Source organism: Hymenobacter glaciei, assembly GCF_039539585.1.
Lineage (GTDB): Bacteria > Bacteroidota > Bacteroidia > Cytophagales > Hymenobacteraceae > Hymenobacter > Hymenobacter glaciei.
The window spans coordinates 107,752-126,788 of the sequence record NZ_BAABDK010000034.1 but is presented as its reverse complement, the minus strand read 5'-3'; the positions used below and the strand labels follow the sequence as shown (position 1 = coordinate 126,788).

Below are 19,037 nucleotides of genomic sequence, written 5' to 3'. Positions count from 1 at the left end.
TTACCGAGCCGCAGCCCGAGCCGCAGCCCGAGCCGCAGCCCGAGCCGCAGCCAGAAGTCACCAACTCCTGATTCCATACTTTAACCCGCATATTTCAATAGAATGAGCACCGACCTTGGCACCCTACGCGGCCTGGCCCATCTGGCCCGCCTCGAATTTGACGCCACCCGCGAGCAGCAGATGCTCGGCGACCTGAACAATATCCTCGACTTTGTGGCACAGCTCGAAGGCCTCGATACGACCGGGGTGGAGCCGCTGGTGCACCTGTCGCAGGAGATAAACGTGTTGCGCGACGATGAAGCCCGCAACACCGTAAGCCACCAAGAGGGCCTGCGTAACGCTCCGCGTAAGGACTCCGACTATTTCCGGGTGCCCAAAGTGCTTGACTAATTGATGAAACCACACGTTGCCGCCAGTCGCACCACACGGCCCGGCTGGCTGGTCTGGCTGGCGGCGCTGGCCGTGGGCCTGGTTGGCTATTATTACTTCACGGGCGAAACCAGCACCCTGCCCTTGCGCACGGTGCCGCACCTGCAGCCGCTGGTGCTCACGCTCGACAGCGTGGCTGCGGGCCCGGTATACCTGCCCGTGCAGGCCAGTGGCTTCGTCACGACCCTAACGCACGACGTGGCCGGGCCCTACACCCAGCCGGTTGCCGCGGGGCTTTTCCTGCTGCTGCTGGCCGTGGCGCTGGTGGGTTGGGTGGCGGTGGTGAGTACGCTGGCGCGCGGGCCCTTCGTGGCCGGCATGGTGCCGGTTATATTCCTGCTGCTGTCGCTCAATACCGAGTCGTTGGGTCTGTTTGGCACCAGCGAGCGGTATTTCCTGTACCTGATGCTGGGGTTAATTGGCGGCGTTGCGTTTGGGCTTCACGCCTTTTTTGAAGAGCTTAAGCTGCACTGGCGAGCACTCATTATGGGCGTTATTGTGGCTGGGTTAAGTGCATTGCTGTATGCCCAAAGCTTGCTGCCAGCCCAGGAAACCACGTTGCAACTCGCCGCTTATGCTACTACCGGGGGCGCGGTGCTGCTGGCGCTGGTAGTACTGTGGGTAAGCGTGGAAAACGTGCGTGCCCTGCTGTGGCTGAACACGCAGGCCGAGCAACCAGGCGGGCGCTTCGGACTGGTTCCTTTTATACTGGCCGCGGGCCTCTATGTGGGAATGCTGCTGCTTTATGTTTGGAACAACGATACCTTAGAGCTGTGGCCTGGCCTCATGTTGGACCCCTTGTTGCTGTTGCTGCCGGCTGTAGTGGCTGGCTGGCTTGGACTGCGGCTGCGGGGCCCCAGCTACGGCGAATGGGTGCCTTACCGCCAAGGCGCTGCGCAGTTATATCCGCTGGCGGTGCTGGGAGGGGCAGGTGCACTGTCTTATGCCTTTGCCACGGCAAACACGCCCCTGCTGGTAGCGGCCCGCAGCTTCACGGGCGCTGCGCTGGCACTGCTGGGGGCAATCTTTCTGCTGTACATACTGCTGAATTTTGCGCCGCTTATCCGCCAGCGGCTGCGGGTGTACCGGGTCGTGTTCGAACCGCGTCGGCTTCCGTTCTACCCGGTGTATATTCTGGGCTTGGGTGGGCTGGTTTTCATGCAGTCGCGCCAGGGCTTTCCACTGCCCGACCAGGTGACGGCCGCGCAGTTTAACCTGCTGGGGGACCTCACGCGTCAGCAAAGCGAGGCAGCCCCGGACGACCTGGCCCAAGCTGGCCTAGCCGAGCGCTATTACGCCGAAAGCGGCGACGTGCTGTACCGCGCCAACCTGCACGCCGAGCTGGGCCGGGCGGCGCTCTACCGCTTCCGTCAGCAGCGCCAGAACGAAATCAACTCGCTGCGCCGCGCCCTGCTGCGTGGGCCCAACGAGAAGGTTTCAGTGCGGCTAGCCTCGTTGTACAACCAGCCCGATGACTTGTTTGAAGGGCTCGACATTCTGCGGCGTGGCCTCAAGCAACAGCCGCGTAGCGCGGCCCTGGCCGGCGACCTGGCCCAGCTTTTCACCCAAACGGCCCTCACCGACTCGGTTGCTCATTACCTCGATAAGGCCGAGCAAATGGCCCCGGGCAGTTACTTCAGCCGCACCAACCAGTTGGCCTTTTTCTTGAACCAGAATTTGCTGACCGAGGCCCGGCAGCAAGCTGCAAAAGCAAATGCCCGTGTCAGCGAGCCCGCTTTACTTAGCAACCTCGCGGTGCTTCAACTGCGCAGCACTGCTCCACTGGCTGCGGGGTTAACTGCCCCCGGCGCCGGCCCTCTGGTACTGGATGCTGCCAGTTTCGCCCAACTATACCACGGTGTACTACTGGCCGTGGCGCAGCATTCGGCCCAGCTCACGCCCGCGCTATTCCAACACCTAAGCCAACTGGCCAACCAGCCAGCCAATGCCGACTACTACGAGCAACTGCTGTTTCTGCAGGCGCTGGGCCGCCACGCGCGCGGCCAGGAGTTGCTGGCCCGACAGCTGTTGCTGCCGCTGGCTTCGGGCACTTCGGCCACGGCTGCTTATTACCAGCAGCTATTGGGCTTGTGGCAATTGCAACAAGGCCAGTATGCCACGGCCGCTGACCAACTGGGTTTTGCCGCGTCGCACGGGGCGCCACAAGCGGCCGAAATGCGCGTGTATGCCTTGGCTTTGAGTGGAGAGCCTGATTCGGTGCGAGCCGCTACTGCGCGCTTACTTGCCTCAGCCGATTCAGCTCAGCAGCGGCAGGGGCAACGGGTGCAGCAGCGGCTGGCCGCTCCGGTGCGGGCCAACCAGCCACCAGCGCATATCGGGGCCAGTTGGCTCGCTGCTGCGCAAGCAGCCGAGGGCAAAGGGGAGGTGCAAGGCGCTACTGCCAACTACCAGCGCATCGTGCGCGAGGCGCCATTCAACGAGCCCGCTATTCTGGCTGCGGCGGCGTTTTATACGCGGCAGCACCAGGCCCAGGCAGCTTACGCGGCATTGCGCGCCGGCCTGAACGAAAACCCTGCGTCGCTGCCGCTGTTACGGGCCTACGTGCTGGCTGCAGCCGACGCCGGGCTTGCCGAATACGCGGCCGAGGCGCTGGCGCAGCTGCGACGGCGGTTGCCTGCGGCTGCGGCTGCTACTTTAGCTGCCGAATACACCGCGCACCAGGCAGCCCGCGCGGCGGCGGCGGCGTCCTTCTCCGGCGCACCCACCTCTTCGCCTCTGCAATAAGCCCTTTCTTATGAATCCGAACGTCATCGAAACCACCGACATTGCCAAAACCTACGTGATGGGCCATGAGGTCATCAACGCGTTGGTGTCGGTGAGTATCAACATTAAGCGCGGTGAGTATGTGGCGTTTATGGGCCCGTCTGGCTCAGGCAAGTCAACCCTGATGAACATTGTGGGTTGCCTCGATACCCCCAGCAAGGGCCAGTACATTCTCAATGGGCAGGATGTGAGCCGCATGAGCGACAACCAGCTGGCTGAAGTGCGCAACAAGGAAATCGGCTTTGTTTTCCAAAGTTTCAACTTGTTGCCCCGGGCCTCTGCGCTCGACAACGTGGCCCTGCCGCTCATCTATGCCGGTCTGAACAAGCGCGAGCGCACTGAGCGAGCCCTCGAAAGCCTGCGCGCCGTGGGCCTGGCCGACCGCGCTTCGCACCGCCCCAACGAACTCTCCGGTGGCCAGCGGCAGCGGGTGGCCATTGCCCGCGCCCTCGTGAACAACCCCAGCGTGCTGCTGGCCGATGAACCTACCGGCGCCCTCGATTCCAAAACCAGCCACGAAATCATGGACTTGTTCGAGGCCCTCTATTCCAAGGGCAACACCATCATCATGGTAACGCACGAAGAAGACATTGCCCGTTACGCCCACCGCATCGTGCGCTTGCGCGACGGGTTGGTTGAGACAGATGAGGTGAACCTCAATGTGCACACGCACACCGTGGCGGGGCACTAATACCACATCGTGCCTGAGCGCGCCTAGCACGATGTTTCAGATACCAATAAGCAACGTATGAAAATATATACCAAAACCGGCGACAAAGGCCTTACCTCACTCATTGGCGGCACGCGTGTGCCCAAGAGCAGCCTGCGCATCGAGTGTTACGGCACCGTTGATGAGCTGAACTCGCACATCGGGCTGGTGCGCGACCAGGAGGTAAATGCCAGCCGCCGGCCGCTGCTGAAGGAGATTCAGGACCGCCTGTTCACCATCGGCTCGGCCCTGGCCGCCGACCCGGAGAAGTCGAAGATGAAGCTGCCCGACTTGCTCGAAGCCGACATCACCCTGCTGGAGGAAGAGATGGACCGCCTCAACCTCGACCTCCCCGAATTGCGCGCTTTCATCCTGCCCGGTGGGCACCCGGCCGTAAGCCACACCCACGTAGCCCGGTGCGTGTGCCGCCGCGCCGAGCGGCTGGTTATCCACCTAGCCGAAACGTCTTTTGTGGCCGACCTGGTTGCGGTTTATCTGAACCGTCTATCCGACTTCCTGTTTGTGCTGAGTCGGGCCATGGCCCACGAGTTGGGCATCGAAGAAGTGACCTGGCAGGCACGGATGTGAGGTTTGCCGTGTTAGGGCTGACGTTCGGCCTCAACCATCGCCTCGTTTCATTTTTTGTGGCGAAATACCCGCCGGTTTAGCCGTTTTTACCTCCATCTCCGTACTCGGAAAATCCCACCCACGCGTACCCCGAAATTGCCCTTTTTATGATAGACACTCTCCACATTCACACCCAGTCGACGACGGAATCGCGGCTGGCCACGCAGGATTTCGACAACCTCGAATTCGGCAAGGCTTTTTCCGACCACATGTTCGTGGTTGACTACCGCGACGGCGAGTGGCAGGATGCCCAGATTTTACCCTACGGCGACATTTCGGTGAGCCCCGCTAACTCGGCCCTGCACTACGGCCAGGCCATTTTCGAAGGCATGAAGGCCTACCACCAGGCCGATGGCGGCGTGGCCCTCTTTCGCCCCCTCGACAACTGGGCGCGCCTCAATGCCTCGGCTGAGCGCATGTGCATGCCTACCATTCCGGAGGAGTTATTTATGCAGGGCCTGCGCGAGCTCATCAAGCTCGATACCGGCTGGGTGCCCACTTCTGCGGGCAGCTCGCTCTACATTCGTCCCTTTATGTTTGCCACCGATGGCTTCATTGGGGTGCGCCCGTCGGAGGCCTACCGCTTCGTGATTTTTACCTGCCCCGTGGGCCTGTACTACAACAAGCCGCTGCGCGTGCGCTTCGAGCAGAAGTACGTGCGCTCGGCCGAAGGCGGCGCGGGCTTCGCCAAAAACGCCGGCAACTACGGCGCGGCCATGTACCCCACCAAACTGGCCCAGCAGGAAGGCTACAACCAACTCATCTGGACCGATGCTTCGGAGCACCGCTACGTGGAAGAATCGGGTACGATGAATGCCATTTTCGTAATCGATGGGCGTGTAATTACACCTGCCCTCAGCACCAGCATTCTGGATGGCGTGACGCGCCGCAGCGTGCTGCAGCTGGCGCGCGATTTCGGCATGCCCGTGGAAGAGCGCAAAGTAGGTAGCCGCGAAATCATCGAGGCGATACAAGCCGGCAAGCTGGAAGAAGCTTTTGGGGTAGGCACGGCCGCAACCATTGCGCCAATTGCGGTGATTGGGTATGAAGGCCACGACTACGAATTGCCCGCTGTCCGCCCCAATGGCTTCTCGAAGCGCGTAGGGGCAACCCTGGACGCCATCCGCACCGGCGAGGGTGCCGACGTGCACAACTGGATGGTCGCGCTATAAAGTATAGTGCACGTGTCCTGATACTTCCGCTGTCGCGCCACGGATTTGCCAGAAAAAAAAGCCCTACGACTTGCGTGGGGCTTTTTTTGCCTGTTTGCCGGAGTGGCTTTGCTTCTCGTTTTGGTGCCCGCCCGCTGGCTAATTAACTGGTAACGGTATGATGTTCAGCGTATTTTGCTGTTGGTATTGAGCTTTTTAGTCCGGGACTTAAACTTGTAAGTAGTGCTGGCCACCGGTGTAAGGGTAAGGTCGAGGGGGCGGCAGTTAGTCAGAGTGAGCTGCATGGTCAAGTACCCTACAGCCGTTATCTCCATTATGGTGTTCTGCGGAATAGCCTGTTTCAATGTAATGATGTAGTGCCCCTCGGAATTGGTGCCAAAAGCCTCTGGTGTGAACCCTTTATTCGGGCTGCGCAGCATGATGGTAGCACCCGTGAGCGGATTAGCAAATGGGTCCGTTATGCGGCCGGTCAGCACTTGGCATTCCAGCCCGTTGGCGGGTGTGGCTACGCTAGTAGCTGGAGTTGTCTGCTGGGCACGCACTGTTGTGGCAAGCAATACCAAGGTCAGCTTCACCACAATGGTCAGGTACCTCATGAGAGTAGAAACAAATGGTGAGTTAAGAAAAAAGCCTGTTGGCCAGGGGCGTAAACAACTGCTGGGCACAAACGGGCTGCTTGAGCTAATATCCTAATTTAAAAGGAAAAAGGCTGTTCGCCAGCTAAGCAAGCCAAGATAAGGGTTCGGCGCCTTAGATAACAGAAGCACCTCTGTGAACCAGCGTAAAACCAAGCTGAATGACCTGCCATTGCCGCTTACCACATCATAGAAACCGTCGGCTGCACAGAGGACTCAGGCAGCCGACACTAAGCTATGAAGAAGTTGCCACTCCCAAAGGGGCTGTAGCGCCGGGCAATAGGTAGTTATAGGGTGATGCTATGCATTTGCGTGAGCTATTCCTGGCCGGGCGTTTGCCGCCCGCTCTGGCCACCAGGCTAGCCCGGCTACCGCCACCAGGCACAAGGCAAACCAAGCCCAGGGCAACCGCAAATCGAGCACTGATAAGACCCCGAACACCAGCGCCGTACCGAAGCTAGCCAGCGACTGAAATGCTTGGTTTAGCCCGAGGATTTCGCCGCGGTCGGCTTCGGTAGTACGGCGCGCCAGCCGCCCTTCCAGCAGCCCTTGAATAAGCGAGAGCGTGAGGCAGTCGGCCGTTACCAGAGCATAAAGTGCTGGTTTGGAGGTTTCCATCAGGCCGTAGCCTGCCAGTACCGGCACCCCCAGCGCCGCCAGCCACACAATGGCCCGGCGCTGATTGAGGCGGTCGGCCAGGAAGGTATAGAACACGTAATTCAGGACCACACTGAGGGCTCCGAAATACATAAAAAAGTAGGATATCTGGCGCGCATCCAGATGCAGCGGCCCCAAGCTGGCAAACGGCACGAAGTAGAAATAATACCCGGTGCTGAGCGTAAGGGCTACCTGCGTGAACACAATGCGCCGGACACCGCGGTTCTGCTGGTCCTTTGTGCGCAGGCGGGCCCAAAGCGTGAGGGGATTGAGGCTGGCTGCCAACTCGGCGCGCAGCTCGGCGCCCCGCACGCCGCCACGGCCGGCGTGGGTTTCGGGCAGCCATGCGCTTAGAGCTACGTTCAGCGCAGCCAGCGCCAATGCTAAGCGCACTACGTAGGTGGCTTGCTGGGGCGGCGGCACCTGAAGCACCGTAAGCATAATGCCCGCCGCCATGGGCCCCAGCACGAACCCTAGCGATATAATGGCTCCTTCGATGCCGAGGTTGCGAAACAGCCGTTCGGGCGGCGAGACGTCGGTAATAGCCGAGCGCACCGTGGCGTACATGCCGTTGGTGAGCCCGTCGGAAACGCGGTTGGTGAAGTATAGCCCTGCCCGCACCGGCAGCAGAAGCGCATTTGCCAGCAGCGTGCCCACCGCCGACAGAATGAAGATGGGCCGGCGACCGTAGCCATCGCCCAGCCGTCCCAGCAGTGGGGCCGAAAACAGCTGCACTCCCAGGAAAATGCCTGTTCCCACGCTTAGCCATAGCTGCGGGCGTGGCAGGCCACGCACAAACTCTGGCAGCACCGGCCCCACCGCCGCCCCCACAACCACATCTACCAGAATAATGGCATAGAGCAGGGGTAAGCGGCGGTCGGTCGGCATTTGAGGCACGGCGCAAAAGTAGGGGAGTAGTAACGTGGACGCTGCGAGTCCGCGTATAGGCGGCCGCTTGCACGAATGTGAGGACTCACAAAGTCCACGAGCTAGCTTACCTCAACATCACGTCTGCTAAGCCTCTTGTAAAACTGAATTTAGTGTAGCCGACATACGCTTCTCCGCTGATGAAATGTTGGTGCTGGGTGCCATTTAGCCGGCATAGCGTACCGCGAGACTTGCAGTTCGCGCCATAACAGAAATCCCCGGCAGTAACACTGCCGGGGATTTCTGTTTCTTTCGTTACGAATAGCTTACGCCAGGTTGTTCGATACTGCCTTGGCGGCGAGGAACTCGCGGTTAAGAATAGCAATGTTCTCCAGCGAAATGCCCACCGGGCACTCTGCCGCGCACGAACCGATGTTGGAGCACGCACCGAAGCCCTCAATATCCATCCGGGCCACCATGTTCTCCACGCGGGTTTTGCGCTCAACCTGGCCCTGGGGCAGCAACGCCAACTGCGACACCTTGGCCGACACGAATAGCATGGCCGAGGAGTTTTTGCAGGCTGCCACGCAGGCACCGCAGCCGATGCAGGTAGCCGCTTCAAAGGCGCGGTCCGAAATGTCTTTCGGAATCGGAATCTCGTTGCCGTCGGGTGCGCCGCCGGTGTTCACGCTCACGTAGCCACCCGCCTGAATGATGCGGTCGAACGCCGAGCGGTCCACGCTCAGGTCTTTGTTCACCGGAAAGGCGTTGGCTCGCCAGGGCTCGATGGTGATGGTGTCGCCATCCGAGAACTTGCGCATGTGCAACTGGCAAGTGGTTGTGCCTTTCTCCGGACCGTGCGAACGGCCATTAATGAACAAGTCGCACGAGCCGCAAATGCCTTCGCGGCAGTCGTGGTCGAAGGCCACCGGGTCCTGGCCGCCGCGCAGCAGGTCCTCATTCAGCACGTCGAGCATTTCCAGGAAGGACATATCGGGCGAAATGTCCTTCACTTGGTACTCCACAATTTTCCCTTGCGTGTTGCGGTTGGGTTGCCGCCACACGTTCAGGGTTAGGTTCATCGGTTTAGCGTTGGGATTGGAACCGGCCATTTTTTTGAATTAATAATTAAGAATTAAAAATTATGAATTGGCACGTTAAAACCCGCCGCCAAAACCCAATTTTTAATTCTTAATTCATAATTATTAATTAATTATTTGTAGCTGCGCTGGGTCAGCTTCACGTTTTCGAAAGTCAATTCTTCCTTGTTGAGCTTCTCGGGCTGGTTGTCGCCCATGTACTCCCAAGCCGCCACGTAGGCGTAGTTGTCGTCGTCGCGCAGGGCCTCGCCCTCGGGGGTCTGGTATTCTTCGCGGAAGTGACCACCGCAGCTTTCGTTGCGGTTCAGGGCGTCGTCCACCATCAGTTCGCCGAGCTCAATGAAGTCGGCCACGCGGCCGGCTTTTTCCAGCGCCTGGTTCATTTCTTCACCGCTGCCCACCACGCGAACATCGCTCCAGAATTCCTTCTTCAGGGTCTGAATCATACCCTTTGCTTTACGCAAGCCTTCGGCTGAGCGGGCCATGCCGCAATACTCCCACATTATATGGCCGAGGATTTTGTGGAAATCGTCTGGCGTGCGGTTGCCCTTGATGTTCAAAAGCTGCTCAGTGCGAGCCTGCACACCGGCCTTCGCTTCGGCGAACGCGGGGTGGTCGGTACTCACCGGCTTGGGTGGCGTGTTGGCCAGGTAATCGCCAATGGTGTAGGGGATTACGAAGTAACCGTCGGCTAGGCCTTGCATCAGGGCCGAAGCGCCGAGGCGGTTGGCGCCGTGGTCGGAGAAGTTGCATTCGCCCGTGGCATAGAGGCCCGGTACAGTGGTTTGCAGGTTGTAATCAACCCACAGCCCGCCCATGGTGTAGTGCACCGCCGGGTAAATGCGCATCGGCAGCTTGTAAGGGTCCTCGTCGGTGATTTTCTCGTACATGGCAAACAGGTTGCCGTACTTCTGGCTCACCGCCTCCGCGCCCGTGCGCTTAATGATGTCGGAAAAATCGAGGTATACAGCCAGCCCGGTGCTGCCTACGCCGCGCCCTTCGTCGCACATCAACTTGGCGTTGCGCGAGGCCACGTCGCGCGGCACTAGGTTACCAAAAGCTGGGTACTTGCGCTCCAGGAAGTAGTCACGGTCGTCCTCTTTAATGTCGGTAGCCGTGATTTCGCCCTTGCGCAGGCGCTCAGCTATTTCTTTGGTAGCCGGCACCCACACGCGGCCGTCGTTACGCAGCGATTCCGACATTAGCGTCAGTTTCGACTGGTAGTCGCCCGACACCGGGATGCAGGTGGGGTGAATTTGGGTGAAGCAGGGATTGGCGAAGTACGCGCCCTTTTTGTGGGCGCGCCAAGCCGCCGTCACGTTGCAGTACATGGCGTTGGTGCTCAGATAGAACACGTTGCCGTAGCCGCCGGTGGCCAGCACCACGGCGTGGGCCGAGTGCGTTTCAATTTCGCCGGTAATGGTGTTGCGCGTAACAATGCCCCGGGCCTGTCCATCCACAATCACCACGTCGAGCATTTCCGAGCGGGTGTACATCTTCACCTTGCCGTAGGCAATCTGACGGCTCAGGGCCGAGTAGGCACCCAGCAGTAGCTGCTGTCCGGTTTGGCCGCGGGCGTAGAACGTGCGGCTCACCTGCGCACCGCCGAAGGAGCGGTTGGCCAGCAGCCCGCCGTATTCGCGGGCGAAGGGCACGCCCTGCGCCACGCACTGGTCAATGATGTTGACCGACACTTGGGCCAGGCGGTACACGTTGGCTTCGCGGGCGCGGTAGTCGCCACCCTTGATAGTGTCATAGAACAAGCGAAACACCGAGTCACCGTCGTTCTGGTAGTTCTTGGCGGCGTTGATGCCACCCTGCGCGGCAATGGAGTGCGCGCGGCGGGGCGAGTCGTGGTAGGTGAAGGCTTTTACGTTGTAGCCCAGCTCGGCCAGCGAGGCGGCCGCAGCACCACCGGCCAGGCCGGTGCCCACCACAATCACGTCGTACTTCCGCTTGTTGGCGGGGTTCACGAGCTTCACGTTAAACTTGTGCTTTTCCCACTTTTCGGCGAGGGGGCCTTCGGGGGCTTTGGATTCCAACAGCATAGGGTGACGGAATTGAGGGGGAATGACTGAGAGATTGAGTGATATAGTAACCGCAAACGGTTGCAGGTGTTAGCCTGGCCGGCTGGTTTTTATCAACTCAAGTCAATTAAAAAATAGAAGCCACGCTGTGCAGCAGCGCCGGCGCATTGGCTGCCAGTTCGCCCTGAGCATCGGTGAACAGGAAAAAGTACAGCGGCATGGAGGCAAAACCGGCCGACACTACCACGGCAAAGGCATAGCCAATGTACTTGATAGCAGGCGTGTATTTGCGGTGATTCAGGCCCAGGGTCTGGAAACCGGAGCGGAAGCCGTGCCACAGGTGATAACCGAGGCTGATTTGAGCGGCTACGTACAGCAGCACGTACCACCAGATGTGAAACGACGACACCACGGCCAGGTACAGGTTGTCGTAGTCGCGTGTTTCGAGGCTGGCGCCGCCCATGCGGGGCAGGTCGCCGGCAAAGCGGGCGCGCCAGAAGAAGTTGTAGAGGTGGACAATCAGGAAAATCAGGATGATACTGCCCAAGATGCCCATGTTGCGCGAGGTCCACTCCGAGTTCTGCTCCGAGTGGTTGCTCACGTAGCCCTGCCCGCCGCGCGCCGCCTTGTTGCGACGGGTAAGCATGAGGGCTTCATAAATATGGAAGCCGAAGCCCAGCACCAAGCCCCACTCGATGGTGCGGATGATGGGATTGGTCCCCATGAAGTGGGAGTAGGTGTTGAAGGCCGCGCCCTGGTCGTGCTTGAACAGCTGCAGGTTGCCAATGAGGTGAACCACCAGGAACGTGCACAGGAACAGGCCTGTAGCGGACATAATAATTTTCCGGCCGATGCTGCTGGTGAGTGTTTTGGTTATCCAACTCATAAAGTCGCCAAACTTGGGAAGTGAAGAAGTATGTTTAGGTTGCTCAAAGGTAGGCCCCACCCGCTAATCGGCCAACGCACGGCCCGATTCTTGCGCGTAATCGGGACTGCGCTAAACATTGCCGGGGGTGGTGAATCTATCCACTGCCGGCATCGTTAACACGCACGGGCTCGTGGTTGTTAACGATGCCGGGCGGCATACTTGAACTTCCTTTTCCTCCATACTCACGATTGACTATGACCACACTCTTTTCCCATCGGGCGCGGAGCGGGGCCCGGCTGGTGCTGGCGTTGCTGGGCCTGCTGGCCTTTGCTGCCCTACGCCCCCAAGCCGTCCAAGCCAGCCACCTGCGTGCCGGCGATATCAAGGCCACCTACGACACAACAGTGAATGCCCCTCCCGGCTCGCGTCGGGTGTTTTTCCGCATGATTCTGTACACGGATATTTCCTCAAATGTCTCCGCTGTGCAGGATAAGGCCACTATCTTCTTCGGCGATGGCACTGCCACTTGTCCTGGTGATGAGATAAAACGGACAACACTTGCCGCAGTACCAACTGCGTCGGACAAGAATGTGGGGAGCAACGTGTATTATTTTGAACACACGTACCCAACTGTGGGGCCGTACACCATCAGCTTTGTAGGGGAAAATCGCAATGGAACGGTTCGCAACATGTCAACCCCTGCTTCACAGACTTTCTATATAGCGACCACCATTTACCTCGACCCTCTATACCGTGGTAACCATGGCGTGGTGTTGCGTGCGCCGGCTATTGATAGAGGCGCCATTGGCCAGATTTTTCTGCATAATCCAGCCGCTTATGACGCTGATGGCGACTCGGTGGCCTTTCGACTGGCACCCAGCCGGCAGGTGGCAGGCAGTACCAGCGCCGTTGATATGCTGCTGGGCCTGCCTTGTCCAGGACGTACTGGTACCAACCGGCCCGACCGGGTAGTGGTGACCACCACCGGCTATCATTATCCTAATGACCCGACGGTAGCAGGCCCTGCAGTAAAGGAAGACGGCACTCCTCCGGCTATTTTCGAGGTCGATGCCCGCACCGGTCAGCTTACCTGGAATGCTCCGGTAGCGGCGGGCGAGTATAACGTTGCCATCGAAATTCTGGAGTACCGGCGTACACCCGGCGGCTTCGACTTAATCGGATTGGTAATCCGGGAAATGCAGATTACCATTGCCGCTACCAGCAATCGGAGGCCCATTCTCACTATTCCGCCCGACCTGTGCGTGATTGCCGGGCAGCAAGTGCGGGGCGTGGTTACCGCTGTGGATGGCACTGGCCCCGGTACTACCCAAACTCCGGTGACGCTGTTTGCTTATTCTGGCATTCTGCCCCCCGCTACGTTCGTACAAACCCAGGCGGGGCCGCCTACCGCTACTGGTAACTTCACCTGGAATACGGCCTGCAACAACGTAGCCAAAGAACCCTATCTGGTGGTATTCAAGGCCCAGGATAACCCCAATCCTATTTCCAATACGAACCCACCGCTCATTGATGAGAAAGCCTGGCGGATAACCGTGGTGGGCCCGCCGCCCCAAAGCCTGCGCGCGGCTCCAGCTAGCGGCAACAACGTGCAGCTTACCTGGGACCCGTATACCTGCACCAATGCACAGTATATGTACATCTACCGCAAAGAGGGGCCTTCGGGCTTGGTACCAAGCAACTGTCTCACAGGTATTCCGGCCAGTGCAGGCTACACGCTCATCAAGCGAGTGGCGGCTTCGGACGTAAGCTACATCGACAACAACCCCGATGCCACGGGTACCGCCCGGGGCCTGAAGCGGGGCGTGAACTACTGCTACCGCATCTACGCAGGCTTTCCACCACCGGCACTGGGCGAGAGCATTGCCTCGAACGAGGCTTGCGCGATTATTCCGGGCCGCGAGGCACTGCTGACCAAGGTTGACGTGACGGCTACCGCTACCAGTACCGGCCAGATTCAGGTGTGCTGGACGCAGCCGCGCACCGGCACCAGTGCTTCCTTCACGGGCACGCCGAGCTACGTGCTGTCGCGGGCCGAGGGGCTAAACCCACTTCCTGGGGGGTTTGCGCCCATCGCCACCATTACTGCACTGGCCGATACCTGCTATGCCGATAGCAACCTGAATACGCTGGACAAACAGTATACCTACAAGCTCGACTTTATCCGCATCTTCCCCACCGGGCAGGGCACCACCATCACCGAAACGACGGCTCCGGCCAGCAGTGTGCGCGTGCAGGTGATACCAGTGAATAACGGTAACTCGGCTAGCGTGAGTTGGACGTTTAATGTGCCATGGGACAACACCGCGCGGCCTACGGAAATTTACCGGAGTAATGGTGGCACTGCCCCTTATGTGCGTATTGGCACCGCGACCAGCATGGCCACTGGCGGCACCTACGCCGACAGCGACCCCACACTAGTGAAAGGGCAGCAGTACTGCTACTACGTGCTGACTACGGGCCGCTACCCCAATATTCCCTTCCTGCAAAACCTGCCCAACCGGAGCCAGCGCCTTTGCCTGACCCTGATACCGCCGCCCTGCCGCCCCGTGCTGACGCTGCTTACCACCAACTGCGACAGCCTGGCCAACCTGCAGGAGTTTCCGCGGCAGAACGAGCGCTACACCAACCGCCTGCGCTGGGCCATTAGCAACCAGCCCACCGGCTGCGATGCCAACGTAGCTGGCTACCGGCTCTACTACCGCCCCACGCCCACGGGGCCCTTCACGCTGCTGACTACGACGACTGCCACCAGCTTCCTGCACACCGACCTGAGCTTCTCGGGCGGCTGCTATGCGGTGCAGGCCATTTCCGCCAGCGGCGTGGCCAGCGACACGAGCAACGTGGCTTGCCAGGACAATTGCGTGTTCTTTAAGTTGCCTAACATCTTTACCCCCAACGGCGACGCGCAAAACGCCGTGTTCCGGCCCAAGAACTACAGCCCCATTCGGCGCATTCACTTCCAGGCCTACAATCGGTGGGGTGTGAAGGTGTTCGAGAACACCACAACGGCTAATGACCGCATCCTCATCAACTGGGACGGCGGTGGAACTGGTGGCGAAGGTGCCACGAGCCGCAAAGTGTCGGATGGCGTGTATTACTACTTGGCCGAGGTGGAGTTTGCTGACTTCGCCAATACCAAGCGTACGTACAAGGGCTGGGTCGAAATCGTCCGATAATCATGTCTTTAGCTAAGATAGAGAGTTGAAAACGACGCGGAGCGGGCCAGGTGGTCCGCTCCGCTTTTTTTGGGCAATGCGGGTTTTTGTGCAGCTTGCGCCCACTTTGTTATTTCCCCGGTGGGCGGTGCCGCCCGTGCAGATGCCCTCCTCTCTAAACCACTAATCCGCGACCTCTAATGAATCCGTCTTCTTCCGTTCTGTTCCCCGGCCAGGGCAGCCAGTTCCCGGGCATGGCCCGCGAACTGTTCGACCAAAGCCTCGAGGCCCGTGCGTTGCTCACCCGCGCCAACGACGTGCTAGGCTTCAGCCTCACCGACATTATGTTCGCCGGTTCGGACGAAGACCTGCGCCGGACCGATGTAACGCAGCCCGCCATTTTCGTGCATTCGGTGGCGCAGTTCGTAGCCCGGCCCGGCTTTGAGCCCGCCAGCACGGCCGGGCACTCGCTGGGCGAGTTCTCGGCGCTGGTAGCAGCGGGCGTATTAAAGTTCGAAGACGCATTGCCGCTGGTGGCGCGCCGCGCCCAAGCCATGCAGGCCGCCTGCGAGGAGCAGCCCGGCACCATGGCCGCGATTCTGGGCCTCGACGATGTCATTGTGGAGCGCATTTGTCAGGAAATCAGCGGTGGTGGCCACGTGGTGGTGGCGGCCAACTATAACTGTCCGGGCCAGCTCGTCATCTCCGGCTCGGCCGAAGGTGTGGCCCAGGCCTGTGAAGCCCTGAAAGCCGCCGGAGCCAAGCGGGCCCTGCCACTGCCCGTGGGCGGTGCCTTCCACTCGCCGCTGATGCAGAGCGCCGCTGCCGCCCTGGCCGAGGCCATCGAGAAAACCACTTTTGGCTCCGCCCGCTGCCCCGTGTACCAGAACGTGGACGCGCTGCCCCACACCGACCCGGCCGAAATCAAAGCCAACCTGCTGGCTCAGCTCACGGCCCCCGTGCGCTGGACGCAGCTGGTGCAGCACATGGCTGCCGACGGAGCCATCGACTTTGTGGAGTGCGGCCCCGGCAAGGTGCTGCAAGGGCTAGTGAAGAAAATTGCGCCCACGGCCACCACGAGCAGCTTTTAGCTCGCTGTAACGGCAAAAAGGGCTGGTATTCCAAACTTCAGTTCAGCCACCGAAACGCGCTTTTTATGCGTAGTTCATCGGCCGACCTGAAGTTGAGAATGCCAGCCCTTTGTGGCTGCAACTCAATTGTAGCCGTATTTGCCACGCGGGAACGGCCCGTATCGTTTTTGCAAGTCCATGTCTACTGCTCGTCTGCCAACCCGTGCTGCTCGTCGCCGGCCGCGACCACTTATTGGGGTGCTGCTGGCAGTAGCGGTGCTGGTGCAGCTGGGCTTATTTAGTTACACCACCGCGTCTGGCCTGGCGGGCACCAGCGACTCGCGTCTGTACCTCTACGCTGCCCAAACGCTGCGCGAGGCCGGCCACCTGTTGCACCCTGATGGCTCGCCGTACCGCTACTGGCCCCCGCTTTATCCGGTGTTGCTGGCCGCTGCGGACTCCCTGGCCGGGGTGCGCCTGCTTCACGGCAGTGCATTAGTCGGCAGCTTGCTGCTGTGGAGCTGGTTGGGCCGGCAGTTGCTGCCGTGGCGGCGGGCGCTGCTGCTGCCGCTGCTGCTGGCCCTGGGTACGCCCGGGCTGCTGGTCGGCAAGTTTGTGTGGGCCGAATGCGTGTTTATGTTGCTGGTAGCAGCGTACGTTTCGGCGCTGCTGCAGTGGCTGCGTTCGGCCCGGGGCGAGTGGGGAGTGCTGGCCACCGTAGTGGGCGTGCTATTGCCGTTGCAGCGTACGTTGGGGCTGTTTCTGTTGGCGGGCGTGGGCCTGGCGCTGGTGGTGGGCACGTGGCGGCACCTGGCAGTGCGCGGCCGCTGGCTAGTGCTGCTGCACCTGCTGCTGTGTGGCCTGGGCGGCGTGCTGTGGCAAACCTACGCGCTGCTGGTGGTAGCCGCGCCCAGCCGCTACCACCCACCCCGCGGCTGGGCGCAGCTGCTGAGTTCGGCGGCCGATTATGGATTTGTACTGCTACGCTGGGGGCTGCCATTGCCGGCTGCGGCTAGGGTGGGGCTACCAAATGCGTTGTGGGCAGCCGTGTTGCTGGGGCTATTTGCAGCGCTGTGGCCCCGGCGACGGCCCTGGCGGCAGGTGGGGGCTTTGGCGGCACCTGCCACGCCCGATGCTGAGCCTGCCAACACGGCCTTTCGGGCTACCCACGGGCTCAGTTTCAGCACGCAGCTGGTGCGTGAGGTATTGTGGGCCGCATCTGTAACATTGGTCTCGTTGGTGGCGGCGCTCACGGTATTTGCCCAGAGTGCCGCGGGCGTTCACGATGCCGAACGATACGCCAGCGTGCTGTTGGGGCCGGTGGTGGTACTGGTGCTGGCCGCGTGGCCCACCCGCGCACCACGCTGGCTGGGCGTGGGGCTGCTGGGGCTGTGGCTGGCTGGGTCGGCGGTACGGGCGGTGCACGTAGCGCGCGACTTGCACCGGTTGCCGCCGCTGGCCCCGGCTTCATTCCCCCGCCCAGTGCTGCACCGCCAACCGGTCGGGGCAGAGGAGGAGTAAGGTTTCGATGGTTTCGTGCAGTTGGGGATGGCGTAGTGCCCCGGCAATTTCGGCCAGCGGCACCAGCGCAAAGCGGCGCTCGGGCAGGCGGGGGTGCGGCACCGTCAGGTCAGGGGTATCGATGATGCTACCTCCAAAAAGCAGGATGTCGACATCGAGCGTGCGGCTGCCCCAGTGCTCCAGCCGCTGGCGACCTGCCTGTTGCTCGGCTGCCTGGCAGGCCGCCAGCAATGCTTGGGGTGATAGCCAGGTGCGCACGGCCAGCGCCTGGTTCAGGAAAGCGGGTTGGTCTTCGCGCCCCCAGGCCGCCGTTTGGTAAAGGCCCGACGCTGCTACGATTTCGCCAGCGGAAGTAGCCAGCATCTGCCAGGCCGCCACCAGCAGCGCGGGCCGATTGCCGAGGTTGGAACCCAGCAGCAAATATGCCACCGTAGGGTCGTTTAAAGCTGCTGAACTCATAGCTGGCGCTCAAAGAAGGCAGCCGTCGCTTCAGCCACCGTGCGGGCAGGGGCCGGCAACTCGGCGTGCGGCCACGGGTGGGCACCGCCAAACATGTGCGTGGCTTCAGGCAGCAATAGTAGCTCAGCATCGGGCCGCAGTTTGCGTAGTGCGTGGGCGGCAGCTACATGCACTGTTTCGTCGGCCTCGCCATGGATGATGAGCAAGGGTTGGCGCAGCCGGCGGCGCACGTTGTGGGCGATATCGAGCCGTGCTCGGTTCACCTGGTAATCTTCGACCAATTGATAGTGCAGCGGCAATTGCTGGCCAGTGCGGGTGTTGGGCACGTGCAGCACGCCAGTGCGCGCCCAATCGTCAAAAACGGCTTGCGGCCACTGCGGGTGCACTTCGGCGATGGCGGCCCAGGTGGCTACGGCCCGCACGCGCGGGTCTTCGGCGGCTTTGAGCAGGGCGAGACCACCGCCGCGGCTGTGCCCCGCTAGGAAAAAGCGGCCCAAGTCCATTTCGGCAGCGGGTATGGGCGTGGTTCCTGGTGCGAACAGCGCATCGATGACTTGGCCAATATCATCGAGTTCGATGCTGAAGTTGTTGCGGCCGAAGGCGTCCAGGTCTTCCAAATCGCCGGTGCCGCCCACCACCAACCCGTTGTGCGAGAGGTTGAGCTTAACAAAGACAAATCCGCGCTCAGCAAAGAAATCGGCTAGCAGCGGGAAGTGCCCCCAGTCTTTGAACCCCTTGAACCCGTGCACGAACAGCAGCACAGGTTTGGCCCGGCCATCGGCGCGATAAGTGGCATCGGCGTCGAACGGCCGGCTGTGGGTAGGGCCGGTGAGGAGAAAAGACTCGTGGTTGAGCATGGTGCGAAGGTAGGAGCCGGGGCGGCCCGCCCATAAAAACTAGCAGCAAAGCACATAAAAGGTTGCGCCCGTAATACGG

15 protein-coding genes are annotated in these 19,037 nt (G+C 60.7%); 8 read left to right on the top strand and 7 right to left on the bottom strand.

Translation table 11 applies throughout. The features are described 5' to 3' along the window. The first annotated feature begins 102 nt into the window (after window positions 1–102). The 5 genes from gatC to ABD837_RS23180 all read left to right on the top strand — a co-directional run bounded on the left by gatC (window position 103) and on the right by ABD837_RS23180 (window position 5,721). Window positions 103–390, top strand: coding sequence for an Asp-tRNA(Asn)/Glu-tRNA(Gln) amidotransferase subunit GatC (gatC, locus tag ABD837_RS23200; RefSeq protein ID WP_241934791.1), 288 nt, complete (start codon window positions 103–105; stop codon window positions 388–390). Between the two features lie 3 nt (window positions 391–393). Beyond that, window positions 394–3,174 carry a tetratricopeptide repeat protein gene (locus ABD837_RS23195; RefSeq protein ID WP_345059361.1) on the top strand — a complete coding sequence of 927 codons (2,781 nt, stop codon included), beginning with the start codon at window positions 394–396 and terminating at the stop codon, window positions 3,172–3,174. A gap of 10 nt (window positions 3,175–3,184) precedes the next feature. Beyond that, window positions 3,185–3,904, top strand: coding sequence for an ABC transporter ATP-binding protein (locus tag ABD837_RS23190; RefSeq protein ID WP_345059359.1), 720 nt, complete (start codon window positions 3,185–3,187; stop codon window positions 3,902–3,904). 57 nt (window positions 3,905–3,961) lie between these two features. Next, the gene (locus ABD837_RS23185) at window positions 3,962–4,510 is read left to right on the top strand and encodes a cob(I)yrinic acid a,c-diamide adenosyltransferase (RefSeq protein ID WP_345059357.1); all 549 of its coding nucleotides are present in this window, start codon (window positions 3,962–3,964) and stop codon (window positions 4,508–4,510) included. A 146-nt stretch (window positions 4,511–4,656) separates the two neighbouring features. After that, window positions 4,657–5,721, top strand: a complete 1,065-nt coding sequence (locus ABD837_RS23180) for a branched-chain amino acid aminotransferase (RefSeq protein WP_345059355.1) — start codon at window positions 4,657–4,659, stop codon at window positions 5,719–5,721. 164 nt (window positions 5,722–5,885) lie between these two features. On the opposite strand, the gene ABD837_RS23175 is transcribed toward ABD837_RS23180, so the two are convergent. The 5 genes from ABD837_RS23175 to ABD837_RS23155 all read right to left on the bottom strand — a co-directional run bounded on the left by ABD837_RS23175 (window position 5,886) and on the right by ABD837_RS23155 (window position 11,893). Next, window positions 5,886–6,317, bottom strand: coding sequence for a peptidase associated/transthyretin-like domain-containing protein (locus ABD837_RS23175; protein WP_345059354.1), 432 nt, complete (start codon window positions 6,315–6,317; stop codon window positions 5,886–5,888). A gap of 339 nt (window positions 6,318–6,656) precedes the next feature. Next, a complete protein-coding gene (locus tag ABD837_RS23170; RefSeq protein ID WP_345059418.1) occupies window positions 6,657–7,901 on the bottom strand; it encodes an MFS transporter in 1,245 nt (414 codons plus the stop codon). Between the two features lie 305 nt (window positions 7,902–8,206). After that, window positions 8,207–8,962 carry a succinate dehydrogenase/fumarate reductase iron-sulfur subunit gene (locus ABD837_RS23165; protein WP_345059352.1) on the bottom strand — a complete coding sequence of 252 codons (756 nt, stop codon included), beginning with the start codon at window positions 8,960–8,962 and terminating at the stop codon, window positions 8,207–8,209. 131 nt (window positions 8,963–9,093) lie between these two features. Then, on the bottom strand, window positions 9,094–11,028 hold the full coding sequence (locus tag ABD837_RS23160; RefSeq protein WP_345059350.1) for a fumarate reductase/succinate dehydrogenase flavoprotein subunit: 1,935 nt from the start codon (window positions 11,026–11,028) through the stop codon (window positions 9,094–9,096). Between the two features lie 106 nt (window positions 11,029–11,134). Then, a complete protein-coding gene (locus ABD837_RS23155) occupies window positions 11,135–11,893 on the bottom strand; it encodes a succinate dehydrogenase cytochrome b subunit (protein ID WP_345059348.1) in 759 nt (252 codons plus the stop codon). A 236-nt stretch (window positions 11,894–12,129) separates the two neighbouring features. Here ABD837_RS23155 and ABD837_RS23150 point away from each other — a divergent pair, with 236 nt between their 5' ends. The 3 genes from ABD837_RS23150 to ABD837_RS23140 all read left to right on the top strand — a co-directional run bounded on the left by ABD837_RS23150 (window position 12,130) and on the right by ABD837_RS23140 (window position 17,642). Next, on the top strand, window positions 12,130–15,072 hold the full coding sequence (locus tag ABD837_RS23150) for a T9SS type B sorting domain-containing protein (protein WP_345059346.1): 2,943 nt from the start codon (window positions 12,130–12,132) through the stop codon (window positions 15,070–15,072). Between the two features lie 179 nt (window positions 15,073–15,251). Next, the gene (fabD, locus tag ABD837_RS23145; RefSeq protein WP_345059344.1) at window positions 15,252–16,142 is read left to right on the top strand and encodes an ACP S-malonyltransferase; all 891 of its coding nucleotides are present in this window, start codon (window positions 15,252–15,254) and stop codon (window positions 16,140–16,142) included. A 177-nt stretch (window positions 16,143–16,319) separates the two neighbouring features. After that, window positions 16,320–17,642 carry a hypothetical protein gene (locus ABD837_RS23140; RefSeq protein WP_345059342.1) on the top strand — a complete coding sequence of 441 codons (1,323 nt, stop codon included), beginning with the start codon at window positions 16,320–16,322 and terminating at the stop codon, window positions 17,640–17,642. Here ABD837_RS23140 and folK read toward each other — a convergent pair. Next, the gene (gene folK, locus ABD837_RS23135) at window positions 17,589–18,101 is read right to left on the bottom strand and encodes a 2-amino-4-hydroxy-6-hydroxymethyldihydropteridine diphosphokinase (RefSeq protein ID WP_345059340.1); all 513 of its coding nucleotides are present in this window, start codon (window positions 18,099–18,101) and stop codon (window positions 17,589–17,591) included. The genes ABD837_RS23140 and folK overlap by 54 nt on opposite strands. After that, window positions 18,098–18,958: an alpha/beta hydrolase family protein gene (locus tag ABD837_RS23130; protein ID WP_345059338.1), complete on the bottom strand. Its 861-nt coding sequence runs from the start codon at window positions 18,956–18,958 to the stop codon at window positions 18,098–18,100. The genes folK and ABD837_RS23130 overlap by 4 nt, the downstream gene beginning before the upstream one ends. Between the last annotated feature and the right edge of the window lie 79 nt (window positions 18,959–19,037).

Excerpts from the sequence above, each read along its gene's own strand:
- ABD837_RS23155 (WP_345059348.1), bottom strand. The coding sequence starts at position 11,893 with ATGAGTTGGATAACCAAAACACTCACCAGCAGCATCGGCCGGAAAATT.
- ABD837_RS23160 (WP_345059350.1), bottom strand. The coding sequence starts at position 11,028 with ATGCTGTTGGAATCCAAAGCCCCCGAAGGCCCCCTCGCCGAAAAGTGG.
- ABD837_RS23165 (WP_345059352.1), bottom strand. The coding sequence starts at position 8,962 with ATGAACCTAACCCTGAACGTGTGGCGGCAACCCAACCGCAACACGCAA.
- fabD (WP_345059344.1), top strand. The coding sequence starts at position 15,252 with ATGAATCCGTCTTCTTCCGTTCTGTTCCCCGGCCAGGGCAGCCAGTTC.
- ABD837_RS23175 (WP_345059354.1), bottom strand. The coding sequence starts at position 6,317 with ATGAGGTACCTGACCATTGTGGTGAAGCTGACCTTGGTATTGCTTGCC.
- ABD837_RS23190 (WP_345059359.1), top strand. The coding sequence starts at position 3,185 with ATGAATCCGAACGTCATCGAAACCACCGACATTGCCAAAACCTACGTG.
- ABD837_RS23180 (WP_345059355.1), top strand. The coding sequence starts at position 4,657 with ATGATAGACACTCTCCACATTCACACCCAGTCGACGACGGAATCGCGG.
- ABD837_RS23150 (WP_345059346.1), top strand. The coding sequence starts at position 12,130 with ATGACCACACTCTTTTCCCATCGGGCGCGGAGCGGGGCCCGGCTGGTG.
- ABD837_RS23185 (WP_345059357.1), top strand. The coding sequence starts at position 3,962 with ATGAAAATATATACCAAAACCGGCGACAAAGGCCTTACCTCACTCATT.
- ABD837_RS23170 (WP_345059418.1), bottom strand. The coding sequence starts at position 7,901 with ATGCCGACCGACCGCCGCTTACCCCTGCTCTATGCCATTATTCTGGTA.
- ABD837_RS23140 (WP_345059342.1), top strand. The coding sequence starts at position 16,320 with ATGTCTACTGCTCGTCTGCCAACCCGTGCTGCTCGTCGCCGGCCGCGA.
- ABD837_RS23195 (WP_345059361.1), top strand. The coding sequence starts at position 394 with ATGAAACCACACGTTGCCGCCAGTCGCACCACACGGCCCGGCTGGCTG.
- folK (WP_345059340.1), bottom strand. The coding sequence starts at position 18,101 with ATGAGTTCAGCAGCTTTAAACGACCCTACGGTGGCATATTTGCTGCTG.
- ABD837_RS23130 (WP_345059338.1), bottom strand. The coding sequence starts at position 18,958 with ATGCTCAACCACGAGTCTTTTCTCCTCACCGGCCCTACCCACAGCCGG.
- gatC (WP_241934791.1), top strand. The coding sequence starts at position 103 with ATGAGCACCGACCTTGGCACCCTACGCGGCCTGGCCCATCTGGCCCGC.